Origin of the sequence: Erythrobacter sp. SD-21, assembly GCF_000181515.1 — a bacterium.
Classification (GTDB): Bacteria; Pseudomonadota; Alphaproteobacteria; order Sphingomonadales; family Sphingomonadaceae; genus Qipengyuania.
This window is the reverse complement of sequence record NZ_ABCG01000002.1, coordinates 114,359-128,602: the sequence shown is the minus strand read 5'-3', so window position 1 is coordinate 128,602 and position 14,244 is coordinate 114,359. Positions and strand designations below refer to the sequence as shown.

At 65.3% G+C, this 14,244-nt stretch carries 16 protein-coding genes; 8 read left to right on the top strand and 8 right to left on the bottom strand.

All coding sequences use genetic code 11. The features are described from left to right. Nucleotides 1-4: 4 nt before the first annotated feature. From ED21_RS04005 to ED21_RS03995, 3 genes are read right to left on the bottom strand one after another with little or no spacing between them, the layout of a single operon-like run. Complete coding sequence (locus tag ED21_RS04005; protein WP_006832555.1) at nt 5-268, bottom strand: DksA/TraR family C4-type zinc finger protein; 264 nt, start codon at nt 266-268, stop codon at nt 5-7. A 59-nt stretch (nt 269-327) separates the two neighbouring features. Then, nucleotides 328-522, bottom strand: a complete 195-nt coding sequence (locus ED21_RS04000) for a hypothetical protein (protein WP_006832554.1) — start codon at nt 520-522, stop codon at nt 328-330. A gap of 25 nt (nt 523-547) precedes the next feature. Next, a complete protein-coding gene (locus ED21_RS03995; RefSeq protein ID WP_034921398.1) occupies nt 548-1,459 on the bottom strand; it encodes an SPFH domain-containing protein in 912 nt (303 codons plus the stop codon). 136 nt (nt 1,460-1,595) lie between these two features. On the opposite strand from ED21_RS03995, the gene ED21_RS03990 reads away from it, so the two are divergent. Next, the gene (locus tag ED21_RS03990) at nt 1,596-1,931 is read left to right on the top strand and encodes a VIT domain-containing protein (RefSeq protein ID WP_006832552.1); all 336 of its coding nucleotides are present in this window, start codon (nt 1,596-1,598) and stop codon (nt 1,929-1,931) included. 30 nt (nt 1,932-1,961) lie between these two features. Next, nucleotides 1,962-4,583: a hypothetical protein gene (locus ED21_RS03985; protein WP_006832551.1), complete on the top strand. Its 2,622-nt coding sequence runs from the start codon at nt 1,962-1,964 to the stop codon at nt 4,581-4,583. 18 nt (nt 4,584-4,601) lie between these two features. On the opposite strand, the gene recQ is transcribed toward ED21_RS03985, so the two are convergent. Beyond that, entirely contained in the window at nt 4,602-6,377 is a 1,776-nt protein-coding gene (gene recQ / locus ED21_RS03980) for a DNA helicase RecQ (RefSeq protein ID WP_006832550.1), read from the bottom strand. Between the two features lie 118 nt (nt 6,378-6,495). Here recQ and ED21_RS03975 point away from each other — a divergent pair, with 118 nt between their 5' ends. The 5 genes from ED21_RS03975 (at nt 6,496) to ED21_RS03955 (ending at nt 10,862) form a co-directional block, all read left to right on the top strand. Further along, entirely contained in the window at nt 6,496-6,783 is a 288-nt protein-coding gene (locus tag ED21_RS03975) for a hypothetical protein (protein ID WP_006832549.1), read from the top strand. 99 nt (nt 6,784-6,882) lie between these two features. Next, nucleotides 6,883-7,095, top strand: a complete 213-nt coding sequence (locus ED21_RS03970; protein WP_006832548.1) for a hypothetical protein — start codon at nt 6,883-6,885, stop codon at nt 7,093-7,095. 17 nt (nt 7,096-7,112) lie between these two features. Further along, nucleotides 7,113-8,273, top strand: a complete 1,161-nt coding sequence (locus ED21_RS03965) for an acyl-CoA dehydrogenase family protein (protein ID WP_006832547.1) — start codon at nt 7,113-7,115, stop codon at nt 8,271-8,273. Nucleotides 8,274-8,276: 3 nt separating this feature from the next. Next, the gene (locus ED21_RS03960; protein WP_006832545.1) at nt 8,277-9,500 is read left to right on the top strand and encodes a CoA transferase; all 1,224 of its coding nucleotides are present in this window, start codon (nt 8,277-8,279) and stop codon (nt 9,498-9,500) included. 129 nt (nt 9,501-9,629) lie between these two features. Then, nucleotides 9,630-10,862 (top strand): acetyl-CoA C-acetyltransferase, encoded by a 1,233-nt coding sequence (locus tag ED21_RS03955; protein ID WP_006832544.1) that lies wholly within the window; start codon nt 9,630-9,632, stop codon nt 10,860-10,862. Here the strand turns inward: ED21_RS03955 and ppk2 are convergent. After that, entirely contained in the window at nt 10,859-11,638 is a 780-nt protein-coding gene (gene ppk2, locus ED21_RS03950; protein WP_006832543.1) for a polyphosphate kinase 2, read from the bottom strand. The genes ED21_RS03955 and ppk2 overlap by 4 nt on opposite strands. A 44-nt stretch (nt 11,639-11,682) precedes the next feature. Between ppk2 and phhA the strand changes: the two genes are divergently transcribed. Continuing rightward, complete coding sequence (gene phhA, locus ED21_RS03945; RefSeq protein ID WP_006832542.1) at nt 11,683-12,624, top strand: phenylalanine 4-monooxygenase; 942 nt, start codon at nt 11,683-11,685, stop codon at nt 12,622-12,624. Nucleotides 12,625-12,686: 62 nt separating this feature from the next. Here the strand turns inward: phhA and ED21_RS03940 are convergent, their stop codons facing one another. The 3 genes from ED21_RS03940 to ED21_RS03930 all read right to left on the bottom strand — a co-directional run bounded on the left by ED21_RS03940 (nt 12,687) and on the right by ED21_RS03930 (nt 14,161). After that, on the bottom strand, nt 12,687-12,932 hold the full coding sequence (locus ED21_RS03940) for a hypothetical protein (RefSeq protein ID WP_006832541.1): 246 nt from the start codon (nt 12,930-12,932) through the stop codon (nt 12,687-12,689). Nucleotides 12,933-13,008: 76 nt separating this feature from the next. Beyond that, on the bottom strand, nt 13,009-13,263 hold the full coding sequence (locus ED21_RS03935) for a GlsB/YeaQ/YmgE family stress response membrane protein (RefSeq protein WP_006832540.1): 255 nt from the start codon (nt 13,261-13,263) through the stop codon (nt 13,009-13,011). A 103-nt stretch (nt 13,264-13,366) separates the two neighbouring features. Beyond that, nucleotides 13,367-14,161, bottom strand: coding sequence for an undecaprenyl-diphosphate phosphatase (locus tag ED21_RS03930; RefSeq protein ID WP_006832539.1), 795 nt, complete (start codon nt 14,159-14,161; stop codon nt 13,367-13,369). Between the last annotated feature and the right edge of the window lie 83 nt (nt 14,162-14,244).

Genomic DNA, 14,244 nt, shown 5'->3' with positions numbered 1-14,244 from the left:
CGCCTCAGCGCAACTGGCTGTCCTTGCTGCCGCGGCGGTTGATACCCGATTGGCGCGTGGCGGCGTCGCGGCCCGACTGGCACTGGACGCAGGTGCGCACGCCGGGGAGCGCCTCGCGTCGGCGTTCGGGAATATCCTCGCCGCATTCGTCGCAATATCTCGCGCTCTCGCCCTTGGGCATCCGCGCCCGCGCGGCGCTCACCGCGTCGCTGACCGTATCGTCGATCTGGTCCTGAACGGCGCCATCGCGCGCCCAACCGCCTGCCATGTCATGCTCCTTTTCCGCTAAACGGGCAGGGGGCGCGGAGCGTTCCGGCGCAGACCGGACTAGTCGGAGCTCGGCGGTCGGCCGCGGCGCGGTGCGGGGGTGTGCTTCACCGCGATCCCGCGTGCCTTCAGCGCTTCGCGCAGGAGCATTTCGATCTGGGCGTTGGCGCTGCGCAACTCGTCCGCTGCCAGGCGCTCGACCGCGGCGTGGACGGCCGGGTCGAGACGCAAGGCGAAGGCTTTTTTCTGCGGCATGGGATAATCCCGCGCGAGCTCCGGCTCAGTAGAGCGATCCGGCGTTCACCACCGGATGCGCGTCCTTTTCGCCGCACAATACGACCATCAGGTTCGAAACCATGGCGGCGCGGCGTTCGTCGTCCATCTCGACGATACCGTCCTGCGACAGCTTGGTCAGCGCGTCCTCGACCATGCCGACGGCGCCCAGAACGATCTTGGCGCGCGCCGCGATGATGGCATCGGCCTGCTGGCGCTTGAGCATGGCGCTGGCGATTTCGCTGGCATAGGCAAGGTGGGTGAGACCGGCCTCGTCGACCACGACACCTGCCGCCTTCAGCCTGTCGTTGAGTTCCTCGAGCAGCTCGCGATTGACGACGTCGGCGCTTTCGCGGAGCGTTACTTCCTCACCCTCGAAATCGTCGTAGGGGTGGCGCGAACCCACCGTGCGAAGGCCCGCCTCGATCTGGATGTTCACGAACTCCTTGTAATCGTCGACGTCGAAGCTGGCCTGCGCCGTGTCGCGCACGCGCCAGACCACGTTGCAGGCGATCTCGATCGGGTTCCCGCGCAAATCGTTGATCTTCACGCGGTCGGAATGGATGTTGTGCGCACGGGCGGAGATCTTGTTCTTGCCCATCCACGGCCACACCCAGCGCAGGCCCTCGGTACGCTCCGACCCGCGATATTCGCCGAACAGCGTGATCACCGCCGCCTGGTTCGGCTGGATCATGAAGAAGCCGGAGGCGAGGATAAGCACGCCGATGAGGGACACCACGAGCATTCCGACGAAGCCGAGTTTCATCGCCTTGGTCGCGCCATCGACGGGCGCCATGCCGGGGAGCACGAAGGCGAGTGCCGCCACCACGATCACGAGGATAAGCAGCATGACATAGCCGCTGTAGCTGGCCGCCGCGCTTTCGCGGCTGGTCTTCATTCCGGTCAATTCTACAGACATCGATCGATCCCCCTGCAATATAACTATGATATCATATTTATATCGCAGAGCGCTGCCGTCAAGCGAGTTCGGTTGCGGCTTGTCGCATCGTGCTCGCCCACTAGGCTTAAGTACTTGATTGCGAAGGGGGTCGTGCATGGGGAAGCGTATATTCTGGCTGGCAGGAGCGGCGCTCTTGGCCGCGCAACCGGCCCTGTCGCAGCAGCAGGCCAATCCGCTGCTCACGGCGTATCAGGGCGGTATCGATTCGGGCGAGGTAGCTGACACCCGCCGCATTCGCATCGCCTCGATGGACATGGCGGTGCGCCGCGCGGGGCCGACGGCGGAGGTTACGCTCGAACTGGAATTGGCGACCGACAATCGGCAGGAAGACGAGGCGCGCTTGTCGCTGCTTTTGCCCGAGGGCGCGGTCGTGACGGGATACGCGCTGTCGGTCGATGGCCGGATGATCCCCGGCTCGCTGCTCGAATAGACCCGGGCGCGCGAGGTCTATGAGGACGAGGTGCGCGGGCGGAGCGATCCCGGTCTTGCCGAAGTCACCGGCAACCGGTTCGATACCCGCATCTATCCGCTGACAAGGGGCAAGCCGCGGCGCTTCCGCCTCAGCTTCGCGACCGCGCTCGATCCCGAACGCGGGCTTCACTTGCCGCTGCTCGCCACGCAGGAGGTCGGGCAGGCGACCGTGCGGATCGAGGCGGCCGGCTATGCGCACGCGCCTGAGGCCCGGTTCGACGGCGACAGCTTTCGTTTCCGGCGTGAGGGCAACAGTTACACCGCGCGGATCGAGCGGCAGGGCTTCCGCCTCGACGAGGGGTTCTACATCGCCGCCGGCCGCCATGCGGACGCGGTGCTTGCCGAGCACGAAACGGGCGAGACCTTCCTCGCGCTGACGCTGGACGAGCTACCCGAAACATTGGCCATCCCGCCGGAAGGGCGCTTGCGGATCTACTGGGACCGCTCGCTCTCGGGGCGCGACGATTTGCTCGAACAGGAAATCGCGATGATCGAAGCGCTGGTCGAACGGACCCGCCCGGCTGCCATCGATATCGTAAGCTTCGCCTCCGACCAGCCGGTCGACACCTCAATCACCGACGCAGGCGCGCTGCGCGAGGCTCTGGAGGCGCAGACCTATCGCGGCGCGACCTCCTTTGCCGGTCTGGCCGATCTCGAACTGGAGCAGACGAGCCAGTGCCTGTTATTCACCGATGGCGAGGCCACGGTCGATTTCGCCAGTCCCTTCACGCCCGATTGCCCGACCGCGCTGGTCTCCTCCTCGCGCAGCGCAGACAGCGCGCGACTCGATGCGCTTGCCGCCGTCTCCGGTGGAGAAGTGGTGCGGTTGACGCGCGAGAATGCAGACCAGCTGGCCTCTCGCCTTGCGCAAGGGATGGCTTCGATCACGGCTCTGCGCTGCGACAGGGGCGAAGAAGTATCCTTTCGCCAGCTTGCCGCCGCGGCAGGGGAGCTAACGCTGATCGCCCCCGCCGGCGCGTCCGGTTTCTGGGACGTGACCTATCGGAGCGGCGACGGAACAAGTGCCACGCGCCGCATCGTCCGCCCGCGCGGTGAGGCGGTTGCCTCGGACGGCCCGGCCGCGCTCTGGGCGCAGCAGCAGGTCGCCGCCCTCGCCATGCGGCCCGAACTGCACGAGCAGAAGCTCGCCATGGCACGCCGTTACAAGGTCGCAGGATCGGGGCTCGCCTTTCTCGTACTGGAAAGCCCCGACCAGTATATCGAGGCCGAAATCGCTGCGCCCGAGGCCTTCGGGGCCGAGTGGCAGGCCGAGTATCGCCAGCAGCTCGACGCGCATGTCGCGGACCAGAAGCAACGCGCGGCGGGTCATCGAAGCGCCGTGCGTATCCGATGGAAAGACCGCGTCGAATGGTGGAACACGACCTTTACCGCGCGCGCGTCCGCCCCGGCTTCCGGCGGCGACCAGGGCAGCGCAAACGAGGAAGCTGCGCAGGGTGCCCCGCTACCACCGCCGACTTCGGCCCCGCCGCCGCCCCCTCCGCCGCCGCCCGCAGCCGTCGCCGCAGAGGCGATGGAGGATTCCGGATCGGCCATCGTGGTCACGGGCGCGCGCATTAGCCGCAACAGCTTCCTCGACACACCGGCCGCGGTGCCGGTGCAAGCGGCCGAAGAGATGCCTGCCGAGCGGCAGAGCACGCTCACCATGGCAGGCCAGCTGTCCGACCAGCCCTATTTCACCTTGCTCGACAAGGCGCAGGACCCGCTTGCCGAACTGGACCGGCTGGAGGCGGAATACGGCGCGCTGCCCGCCTTCTATCTCGACACGGCCGAGTGGTTTCGCCTGAAAGGCGACACGCAAACCGCGACGGCGCTGAGCCTGTCGGCGCTCGACACGCCCGATGCCAATGACGAGACGCTCCAGATCGTCGCGTTCCGGCTCGAACGCGACGGGCAGTACGACCGCGCCATCGCGCTGCTCGAACGCTACGCGGCACGGGCGCCGCATCGCCCGCAGCCAAAGCGGCAGCTGGCTCTGGCCTTGGCGGCGCGTGGGCAGGCGACCGAGGGGCAGGCCGGGCTGGCAGATCTCGAACGCGCCTTCGCCCTGCTCACCGAGGTAGCGCTCAAGCCTTTCGAGGGGGCTTATGACGGGATCGAGGTCATTGCCCTGATGGAGGCTAACGCGCTCATCCCACTGATCGAGGCGCGCGGTCGCAGCTGGGTCCTCGAAGAAGAGTTGGTGGCGCTGCTCGACACCGACATGCGCGTGGTGATCGAATGGACTGCGCCCGACGCCGATATCGACTTGTGGGTGGACGAGCCCAATGGCGAACGGGTGATGTACAGCAACCGGCTGAGCAGTGGCGGCGGGACGATCTCGAACGACATGACGCAAGGCTTCGGGCCGGAGGAATATCTCGACCGGGTGGCGCAGGAAGGCACTTACGAAGTGCGCGCGAACGGTTTCCGGGCGGACCGCATCAATCCCAACGGCGCGGGCCATGTGCTGGTGCGAATGTGGCGCGGCTTCGCCAGGAGTTCGGCCGAAGCGGCGCTGGTCGATGTCGACGTTACGTTCCAGCGCGGGCCGGATCGCAACCAGAGCGGCAACACGCGGCCTGTCGCCACCATCGAGTTCGGCAAGGAGTAGGGCCGCCGCGCCCGAGCCTCAGTTCTCCGCGATGCAGCGCAGGAAGCGCGCGCCATAGGCTTCTAGCTTCTTGCCGCCGACCCCGCCGACGCGGCTCATGGCGTCCATGCTCGCGGGGCGGCTCGCGGCCATTTCTCGCAGGGTGCTGTCGTGGAAGACGACATAGGGCGGGACCTGCGCCTCGCTGGCGAGCTCGCGCCGCAGTTCGCGCAAGGCTTCGAACAGCGGATCGCCGACGGGGTTGGCCTCGTCGCCGCCGCGTCTGCCCCGCCGCTGGCGCTTGGGCGGGACGACGATAGCCACTTCGCGCTCGCCTTTGAGGATCTCGCGTGCGCTGCCGCCCAGCGCCAGCCCGCCGTGTTCGGTCGGGACGAGATCGCCGCGCGCCTGCAACGCTCGGCCGAGCGGCTGGAGCAGGCGCGCCTCCTCGCCTTCGACGATGCCGTAGACGCTCAGCCGGTCATGCCCTCGCTGGCGCACGCGCTCGTCTTCGGTGCCGGTGAGGACCTTCTGCAAGTGGCCCATGCCAAAGCTCTGGCCGGTGCGATAGACGGCGGACAGCAGCTTGCGCGCCAGTTCGGTCACTTCGGTGACATCGGGCGCGTCGAGGCAATTGTCGCAATTGCCGCAGGTCTCGGGCGGATCCTCACCAAAATGGCGGAGGAGAACGGCGCGGCGGCATTGCGGGGTCTCGACGAGCCCTGCCAGCGCATCGAGCCGAGCGCGCTCGGCACCGCGGCGGTCTCCGTCCACCTCGGCCAGTCGCGCGCGGGCAGTGGCGAAATCGCCCGCGCCCCAGAACATCGTGGCAGCGGAGGGATCGCCGTCGCGGCCCGCGCGGCCGGTTTCCTGATAATAGGCCTCGATCGACTTGGGCACACCGACATGGGCGACGAAGCGCACGTCGGGCTTGTCGATGCCCATGCCGAACGCGACGGTGGCGACGATCACCATGTCCTCGCTCGCAACGAAGGCGGCCTGGTTGGCGGCGCGCGTCTCGGGATCGAGGCCGGCGTGATAGGGCAGCACCGTGCGGCCCGTCTCGCGCGCCAGCTTTTCGGCGAGGTCCTCCACCTTGCGGCGGGTCTGGGCGTAGACGATGCCAGGCCCCGGGCGCTCCGCCATGAGGTTCGCGATCTGGCGCACCGGATTGTCGCGGTGGCGGATGGCGTAGCGGATGTTGGGCCTGTCGAAGCCCGCCAGCACCAGGCCCTCCTCCGGAATGCCCAGCTGCGCGAGCACGTCGCCGCGCGTTTGCCGGTCCGCCGTCGCGGTCAACGCAAGGCGCGGGACGTCGGGGAAGGCATCCATCAGCGGGCGCAGCATCCGGTAGTCGGGCCGGAAATCATGGCCCCATTCGGACACGCAATGCGCCTCGTCCACGGCGAACAGCGCAATCGGCGAGAAGGCGAGGAAATCGCGGAAAGCCGGCTGGCTCGCACGTTCGGGCGCGACATAGAGCAGGTCGAGTTTGCCCGCGCGATAGGCGTCCTGCGTCTCGCGCCAGTCGGCATCGGCGCTGGTCAGGGTGGCGGCGCGAATGCCGTTTACCCGCGCGCTCCTCAACTGGTCGTGCATCAGCGCGATGAGCGGGCTAATGACGATACAGCATCCTTGCAGCATCGTGGCCGGAAGCTGGTAGGTCAGCGACTTGCCCGCGCCCGTCGGCATCACGGCAAGACTCGATTGCCTCGCCAGCGTGCGTTCGACCACCTCGGCCTGCCGTCCACGGAAATCGTCGAAGCCGAAGGTGGCGCGCAGGGCCTCGCGGGCGTTTTCCATACTGGCGACCATTCGCCCCTGTTGCCACACGGCGCGCCGCGCGCAACCGCTGGCTTCGCATTTTCCCTTGGCGAAGTGGCGAACAAGCGATTAACCACCGCGGTACAGAGTTTTTTTCAAGGAGACATCAATGAAGTTCCGTATCGCTGCCGTTGCAGCCACCAGCCTCGCCCTTGCCGCCTGTGGCAGCGCGGACGACGCTTCGACCGAAGCCGAAGCCGAGACCGTCGAAGTCGCCGCTGACGAAGCGATGGCCCCGGTCGAGGAAGAACCGGTCGCCGATCCGGCGGCCGCGATCGAGCCGGTCGAAACTGCGCCCAGCGCTGCCGAAGCCGCCTCGGTCGAAGCTGCCGGCGACAGCGCCGCCGCCACCGCCGAAGCGGCGATGGACGCGATGGGCGAAGATCCGCCCGAATAAGCGGACCCGAGACATCAGGGGCGGGCAGGAGTTGGCGCTCCGCCCGCCCTTTTCCGTAGCGGCTTTGTCGCAACCCCTTCTGGGAGATAGCATCGCGCCATGAAGCGACTCGTCCTGCTGTCCACGCTGGCCCCGGCTTTTGTCCTCGCCGCCTGCAATTCCTCGACCGAAGGTGCCGATCCCGGTGCCGTGACGCAGGAAGAGGCGGAGGCGCTGGAGGACGCCGCCTCCATGCTCGACGAGCAGCGTCTGCCAGACGAGACAACAGCGCCCGAAACAGAGCCGACACCGCAAGGGGGAGAGACCGAGTGAGCACGCCCAATCCCGGAATGGACCGGGACACTTTCGACCAGTTTCTCGACCAGCTCGAGCGCTATGTCCGCGAACGGCTGATCCCTGCAGAGAAGCAGGTGATCGAGGAAGACAAGGTCCCCGACGACATCCTTGCCGAGATGAAGGACATGGGGCTTTTCGGCCTGACCGTGCCGGAAGACTACGGCGGCGCGGGGCTCAACATCACGCAGTACGCCAAGGTCGTGCAGACCATGGCCTATGCCGCGCCCGCCTATCGTTCGATCTTCTCGATCAACGTCGGCATGTTCAATTCCGCGATCAAGAACGGCGGGACCGAGGCGCAGAAGGCCGAGTGGTGGCCGCGCATTGCAGGCGGCGAGATCGCCTGCTTCGGCCTCACCGAACCGGGCAGCGGCAGCGACAGCGCCGCGATGCAGACCATGGCGCGGCCCGATCCGGACGGCAACGGCTGGATCCTCAACGGCACCAAGCGCTACATCACCAACGCGCCCCACGCGGATGTCGCGCTGATCATGGCGCGCACCGAAAAGGACGCGCTCCCCAAGAACGCCCATGTCAGCGCCTTCATCGTGCCGATGGACACGCCGGGTGTGTCGACCGGTAGCCCGGACAAGAAGATGGGCCAGTCGGGCAGCCATATCTCCGACGTCATGCTCGACGATGTACATGTGCCGAGCGAGGCGTTGCTCGGCGGCGAGACGGGGCAGGGCTTTCGCTTCGCCATGATGAGCCTCGACAACGGCCGCATATCGGTCGGCGCGGCAAGCGCGGGCTATGCGCGCCGCGCGCTCGACAGCGCGACCAAATACGCGACCGAGCGGCAGGCCTTCGGCGAACCCATCGCCAATTTCCAGCTGATCCAGCAGATGCTCGCGGAAAGCTGGACCGAGATCTACGCCGCCGAGGCGATGATGGCCGACGTGACCGCGCGCGTCGATCGGGGCGAGGATACGGTCAAGCACGCCGCCGCCTTCAAGGTCTTCGCGTCCGAAATGTGCGGCCGCGTGGTCGACCGCGTGGTGCAGATCTATGGCGGCGCGGGCTATCTCGCCGAATACGATGCGGAGCGTTTCTTCCGCGATGCGCGCATCTACCGCATCTACGAAGGCACGACGCAGATCCTGCAACTGCAGATCGCCAAGCGGATGCTGCGCGAACACGCGGCGGGTGTCTGAGGGGTGTATAAGCTCCTCGATGACCTGAGCATCATCGAAGCGTCCAGCTTCGTCGCCTCGCCCACGGCTGGCCTCTACTGCGCGCAGATGGGCGCGGAGGTGATCCGCGTCGATCACAAGGAAGGCGGTCTCGATTACGACCGTTACATGCTGACGAAAGAGGGTCGCAGTTTAAGCTGGGAGAACCTCAACCGGGCCAAGAAATCGGTCGCGCTGGATTTGCGCAGTGGTGAAGGGCGCGAGCTGCTGGTCGCACTGTCGGCCAAGACCGGCAACCTCATCACGAACCTGCCGGAAAAGAGCTTCCTCTCGCACGAAGCGGTGGCGGCGAACTGCCACGACCTTGTCAGCGTGCGGATCATGGGCTGGCACGACGGACGCCAGGCGATGGACTTCACCGTCAACGCGGCCAGCGGCTATCCGCTGATGTGCGGGCCGGAGGACTGGGACGACGCGACCGCCCCGCCGGTCAACCAAGTCCTGCCCGCATGGGACTTTATCACCGGCGCCTATTGCGCTTTCGCGCTCATCGCCGCGATCCGCCACCGCGATCAAACGGGCGAGGGCAGCGAACTGCGCGTGCCGCTGGGCGATGTCGCCATCGGCACGGTCGCCAACAGCGGGGCGATGGCCGAAATGCTCTATCGCGGCGGGGATCGTGAGCGGCTCGGCAACGCGATCTGGGGCGCGTTCGGACGCGATTTCCGCACCAAGGACGGGGTGCGCTTCATGGTGGCCGCTCTCACGGCGAAACAATGGAAAGGCCTCGTCGACGCTTTCGGTGTGGAGCAGCCCATCGCCCGGCTGGAATCGCAGGAAGGGGTGCGCTTCACCGATGGTGACGACCCGCGCTTCAAGCATCGCCACGCGCTGTTCGCCATCTTCCAGAACGTGGCGTCGAGCCACGACTGGAAGGCGCTCGAAGCGCGCATGGCGGCGGAAGGCTGCACCTTCGAGCGCTACCGCACCATGCACGAGGCAGCCAACGATCCGGCGCTGGTGGGAAACAACCCGCTTTTCACGCGCAGCGCCAAGAACCCTTCGGGGTTCGAATATCCGGCGACCCGCAGCTTCGCCAATATCCCGGGGCGTGAGGCCACTGGCCCGGAGCCTGCGCCTTATCTCGGGCAGCATACGGAGGAAGTTCTTGCTGAACGCCTCGGCTTGTCTTCGGGCGCGATCGGCGATTTGGTGGATAGGGATATTGCCAGTTTATCCGACAAATAGACCCAACCTCCGTTCGGCCTGAGCCTGTCGAAGGCCAGCCACTTTGAGAAAAGCCCGGACTATGGTTGCCCTTCGGGCGCCTTCGGCCCGACAAGCTCAGAATGAACGGATGTTATTGAGGATTGAAAAATGACCGAACTCCGCCGCGTCTCCATCTGCAAGCCGCTCCGCACGCCTGTCGGCAAGTTTCTCGGCAGCCTCGCACCGCTCGAAGCGGGAGAGCTCGGCGCGGTCATCATCAAGGCGCTGGTCGAGCGTTCGGGCGTCGATCCGATGCGCGTCGACGATGTGGTCTTCAGCCAAGGCTATGGCAGCGGGGAAGCGCCGGCCATCGGGCGCTGGAGCTGGCTCGCCGCAGGCTATCCCATCGAAGTGCCGGGCTTCCAGCTTGACCGGCGTTGCGGCTCGGGCCTGCAGGCGGTCGCCACGGCGGCGATGATGGTCCAGACCGGCGTCGCTGACTGCGTGCTGGCGGGCGGTGTCGAAAGCATGTCCAATGTCGAGCACTACACCACCAAGGCCCGCCATGGCGCCCGGCTGGGCGACATGGTGCTGTGGGACCGCCTCACGCGCGGCCGCCTGATGAGCCAGCCGATCGAGCGCTTCGGGGTGATCACCGGCATGATCGAAACGGCGGAGAACCTCGCCAAGGATTACGCCATCAGCCGCGAGGCTTCCGACGAATTTGCTGTTCGCTCGCACCAGAATGCAGCGAAGGCGTGGGAAGAGGGCAAATTCGACGAGCAGCTCGTCCCGGTCGAAATTCCCCAGCGCCGGGGGGATCCGGTGGTCTTCGCCAAGGACGAGGGCTTTCGCGAGGATGCCGACATGGAGAGCCTTTCGAAGCTACGCCCCATTGACGGCAAGCGCGATCCGGACGCCATCGTCACCGCCGGAAATGCCAGCCAGCAGAACGATGCGGCAGCGGCCTGCCTCGTTGTCGCCGAGGACAAGGTGGAGGAACTGGGCCTCGAACCCATCCTGTGGTTCCATTCGTGGAGCGCGGCGGGCTGCGATCCCAGCCGCATGGGCATCGGCCCGGTCCCCGCAGTCGAGCGATTGTTCGCGAAGAACGGCCTCGGCTGGGACGACATCGGCCTCATTGAATTGAACGAAGCCTTCGCACCGCAGGCGCTGGCCGTGATGAAGGGCTGGGGGTTCGCCGAAGACGACAGCCGCCGCGACATCGTTAACGTCAACGGCTCGGGCATATCGCTCGGCCATCCCATCGGCGCGACCGGCATTCGCATCCTTGCCGACATGGCGCACGAGATGCAGCGGCGCGAAGTGCGGTACGGGCTCGAGACCATGTGCATCGGCGGCGGACAGGGCATGGCCGCCGTGTTCGAACGCGCGGCCTAGTCTTTCGGGTAATCCGCAATTGGCTTGAGCACGCCGTAAGTCTCGACCAGCGGTTTGTGGTCGAGATCGGGAAAGTCCAGTTCGGCCGGATCGCACTGGGTGTCAGGCAGCCGGCCGAGCAGGTCGCGCACCAGCGTTAGCCGCCCGCGCTTCTGGTCGTTGAAATCGACCAGCGTCCACGGTGCCCATCCGGTGTGCGTACGCTCCAGCATTTCCTCACGCGCCTTGGTGTAGGCATCGTATTTGTCGCGCGCGGAGAGATCGATGGGGGAGAGCTTCCAGCGCTTCAGAGGATCCTCCAGCCGCTCGCGCAGCCGTTCCTCCTGCTTGTCCTGGTCGGCGCCGAGCCAGTATTTGAACAGGAGTATACCGTCATCGACGAGCATCTTCTCGAACGTCGGGACCTGGTCGAGAAACTGCTCGACTTGTTCGTCGCTGGCGAACCCCATCACTTTCTCGACGCCCGCGCGGTTATACCAGCTGCGGTCGAACAGGGCGATCTCGCCTGTCGTGGGCAAATGCGGGACGTAGCGCTGAAAATACCACTGGCCCTGTTCGTCCTCGGTCGGTTTGCCCAGCGCGACGACATGGCATTGGCGCGGATTGAGCTTTTCGGAGACCGCGCGGATCGCGCCGCCCTTGCCCGCCGTATCGCGCCCTTCGAAGATTACCACGATCCGCTGGCCCGTCACCCGCGCCCAGCGCGCCATCGCGACCAGCTCCTCGCGCATGGGTTCGAGAGCGGCTTCGTATTGCTTGCGTTTCATCGCGTGCATCTCCCCATTTGTAAGCGCCGGACAAATCGCCTAAATAGCCGGTCATGGCTACTCTTGCAGAACCCGCCCACGACTTTACCCGCTTGCCCGAAATGCCGGCGGATGTCTTCACTGCCCCGCTGAAAAAGCCCGATCATGTCGGCGACGACTGGCTGGAGCCCAAGCAGGCCGTCTACGACAGCGAAGACGACGCGATCTGGAACGACCTGTTCAAACGCCAGATGGAAATGCTGCCAGGGCGTGCGGCGACCGCTTTCATGGAAGGCACCGAAAAGCTCGACTTGGGGCGCGGCGGCGTGCCCGAATTCGGCAAGCTTTCGGAAGAGCTCGACAAGCTCACTGGCTGGAGCGTGGTGCCCGTGCCCATGCTGATCCCCGATCACGTGTTCTTCTGGCACCTCGCCAACCGCCGTTTCCCGGCGGGCAATTTCATCCGCACGCGCGAGACCTTCGACTACATTCAGGAACCTGACGTTTTCCACGATGTCTTCGGCCACGTGCCGATGCTGACCGACCCGGTCTATGCCGATTACATGCAGGAATACGGCAAGGCCGGCTGGAAGGCGATGCGCTACAACCGCTTGAAGGCGCTGGGCTCGCTCTACTGGTACACGGTCGAATTCGGCCTGATCGAGGAAAAGCCCGGCGATATCCGCGCCTATGGGGCGGGCATCCTCTCCGGGCCGACGGAAGTGGTCTATTCGGTGGAGGCGGAAAGCCCCAACCGCATCATGCTCAATGTCGACCGAGTCATGCGCACCGATTACGTGATCAGCGACCTGCAGCCGACCTATTTCGTCATTCCCAGCTTCGAGGATCTCTTCCGCCAGACCGTGGAGCGCGATTTCGACAAGCTCTACCGCAGCCTCGGCCCCGGATTTACCTATGCCAACACCGCCGTCATCGATGTCGACTATGTAGTTAATCGCGGCACGCTGGAATACACGCTGCGCGGCGGGCGGGGATCCGGCGCCAAACCGGTATAAACTATCGAAACGGGCGCCGGATTGCTCCGGCGCCCGTCAGTATTTCGTCAGAACGGTTGACCTTACATGGTCTCGTCGACCTGGTCTTCCATGTTTTCTTCCATGGCATCAGTCTCGTCGTCCATGGCGTCTGCCTGTTCGTCGGTGATTTCGCCCGAAGCTTCCATGTCGTTGACCATGGCATCACGGTCATCTTCCATCTGCTCGATGTTGTCTTCCGCTTCGTTTTCGGCAGCGCTGTCGCACGCGGCGAGACCCAGGCTCATGGCTGCTGCTGATGCGACGAGCGTAGCTTTGGTGAACTTCATGTGTATTTCCCCTTGGTTGCGGGAAGTCGGGCTCCTAGACCCGTTCCCTGATTTGAATGGATAATGCGTGGCGGAATTAAGGCAAGGCCTTACGCTGAGTCACATTGTAGAGACCAATCAGCACGATAGCGCCGAGCATCGCATAAAGGAGCGTGGTCCCGCGGATCGCGCCAAGGAAGACGCCACCCGAAGTGGCCAGCCCCACGCCAAGCGAACCGATGACACCGACCACGACATTACGCCGAATGCTGCGGCCGTCCTCGATCTGAAGGGCGATCGTCGCCAGCCAGCCCAAGAGGGCACCGGTAACGATCAGGATAATCAGGCCCATTTCGGGTTCCTCGCGATTGGTACTTGCCCAAACAAACCGCGGCGGGGGTTTTTGGTTCCGCGAATGTGACGCGAATAAGGCGGCGTCACGGCGAAAATGCGCCTTAAAGCAGGATGAGCAGTGCCGCTCCCAAGATGACCCGATAGATCACGAAAACTAGCATCGAGGCCTTCTTGAGGAAGTTCATCAGGAACATCATCGTGGCGAGCGCGGTGAAGAAGGTCAGCACGCCCGATACAAAGGCATCCTGCTGCATTTGCGCAGTTGCTTCCGACAGGTCGAAGGCGGCGAGAAGGCCCGCCCCGAACACCGCCGGGATCGCCAGCAGGAAGGAAAAGCGCGCCGATTCGACCCGCCCATAGCCGAGCGCACGGGCCGCCGTCATCGTCGCGCCCGAGCGGCTGGTGCCCGGAATCAGCGCCATGGCCTGCGCGATGCCGACGAGGATCGCGTCCTTCAGGCTCATGTCCTCATAGGCCTTGGTCTGCTTGCCGAACCTGTCGGCGAGGCCCAGAAGGATGCCGAACACGATCAGGTTGATCGCGACGAGGTCGGTGGAACGGAACCCTTCCAGATAGCCGCCCAGCTTGATGAACAGGCCGGCGAGCACGGCGGGAATCGTGCCGATGGCGATGAACCAGAACAGGCGGCGCTGCTCGTCGTCTTTGCCCAGCCCCACGCTGGCGAAACCGCCGCGGGCAAGCCCGATCACGTCCTTCCTGAAATACAGGATGATCGCGAGCAGCGAGCCGACATGCACCGCCACGTCGATCAGCGGCCCCTGGTCGGGGAAGTCGGTCAGCTTCGGAATAAGGATGAGGTGGCCCGAGGAGGATATCGGCAGGAATTCGGTGATGCCCTGGACGATCGCCACGAGGAGTTCTTGGAGGAAGGTCATGGCGGCGAGCGATGGCACAGGCCGCTTTCAAGTCAAACAAAAACCCCGCCGACCGTGAGGCCGACGGGGTTCTCTCCTCTCTC

What these genes read in the sequence shown, in the direction of transcription:
- ED21_RS04005 (WP_006832555.1), bottom strand. Translation starts at nt 268, where the DNA reads ATGGCAGGCGGTTGGGCGCGCGATGGCGCCGTTCAGGACCAGATCGAC.
- ED21_RS04000 (WP_006832554.1), bottom strand. Translation starts at nt 522, where the DNA reads ATGCCGCAGAAAAAAGCCTTCGCCTTGCGTCTCGACCCGGCCGTCCAC.
- ED21_RS03995 (WP_034921398.1), bottom strand. Translation starts at nt 1,459, where the DNA reads ATGTCTGTAGAATTGACCGGAATGAAGACCAGCCGCGAAAGCGCGGCG.
- ED21_RS03990 (WP_006832552.1), top strand. Translation starts at nt 1,596, where the DNA reads ATGGGGAAGCGTATATTCTGGCTGGCAGGAGCGGCGCTCTTGGCCGCG.
- recQ (WP_006832550.1), bottom strand. Translation starts at nt 6,377, where the DNA reads ATGGTCGCCAGTATGGAAAACGCCCGCGAGGCCCTGCGCGCCACCTTC.
- ED21_RS03975 (WP_006832549.1), top strand. Translation starts at nt 6,496, where the DNA reads ATGAAGTTCCGTATCGCTGCCGTTGCAGCCACCAGCCTCGCCCTTGCC.
- ED21_RS03970 (WP_006832548.1), top strand. Translation starts at nt 6,883, where the DNA reads ATGAAGCGACTCGTCCTGCTGTCCACGCTGGCCCCGGCTTTTGTCCTC.
- ED21_RS03965 (WP_006832547.1), top strand. Translation starts at nt 7,113, where the DNA reads ATGGACCGGGACACTTTCGACCAGTTTCTCGACCAGCTCGAGCGCTAT.
- ED21_RS03955 (WP_006832544.1), top strand. Translation starts at nt 9,630, where the DNA reads ATGACCGAACTCCGCCGCGTCTCCATCTGCAAGCCGCTCCGCACGCCT.
- ppk2 (WP_006832543.1), bottom strand. Translation starts at nt 11,638, where the DNA reads ATGCACGCGATGAAACGCAAGCAATACGAAGCCGCTCTCGAACCCATG.
- phhA (WP_006832542.1), top strand. Translation starts at nt 11,683, where the DNA reads ATGGCTACTCTTGCAGAACCCGCCCACGACTTTACCCGCTTGCCCGAA.
- ED21_RS03940 (WP_006832541.1), bottom strand. Translation starts at nt 12,932, where the DNA reads ATGAAGTTCACCAAAGCTACGCTCGTCGCATCAGCAGCAGCCATGAGC.
- ED21_RS03935 (WP_006832540.1), bottom strand. Translation starts at nt 13,263, where the DNA reads ATGGGCCTGATTATCCTGATCGTTACCGGTGCCCTCTTGGGCTGGCTG.
- ED21_RS03930 (WP_006832539.1), bottom strand. Translation starts at nt 14,161, where the DNA reads ATGACCTTCCTCCAAGAACTCCTCGTGGCGATCGTCCAGGGCATCACC.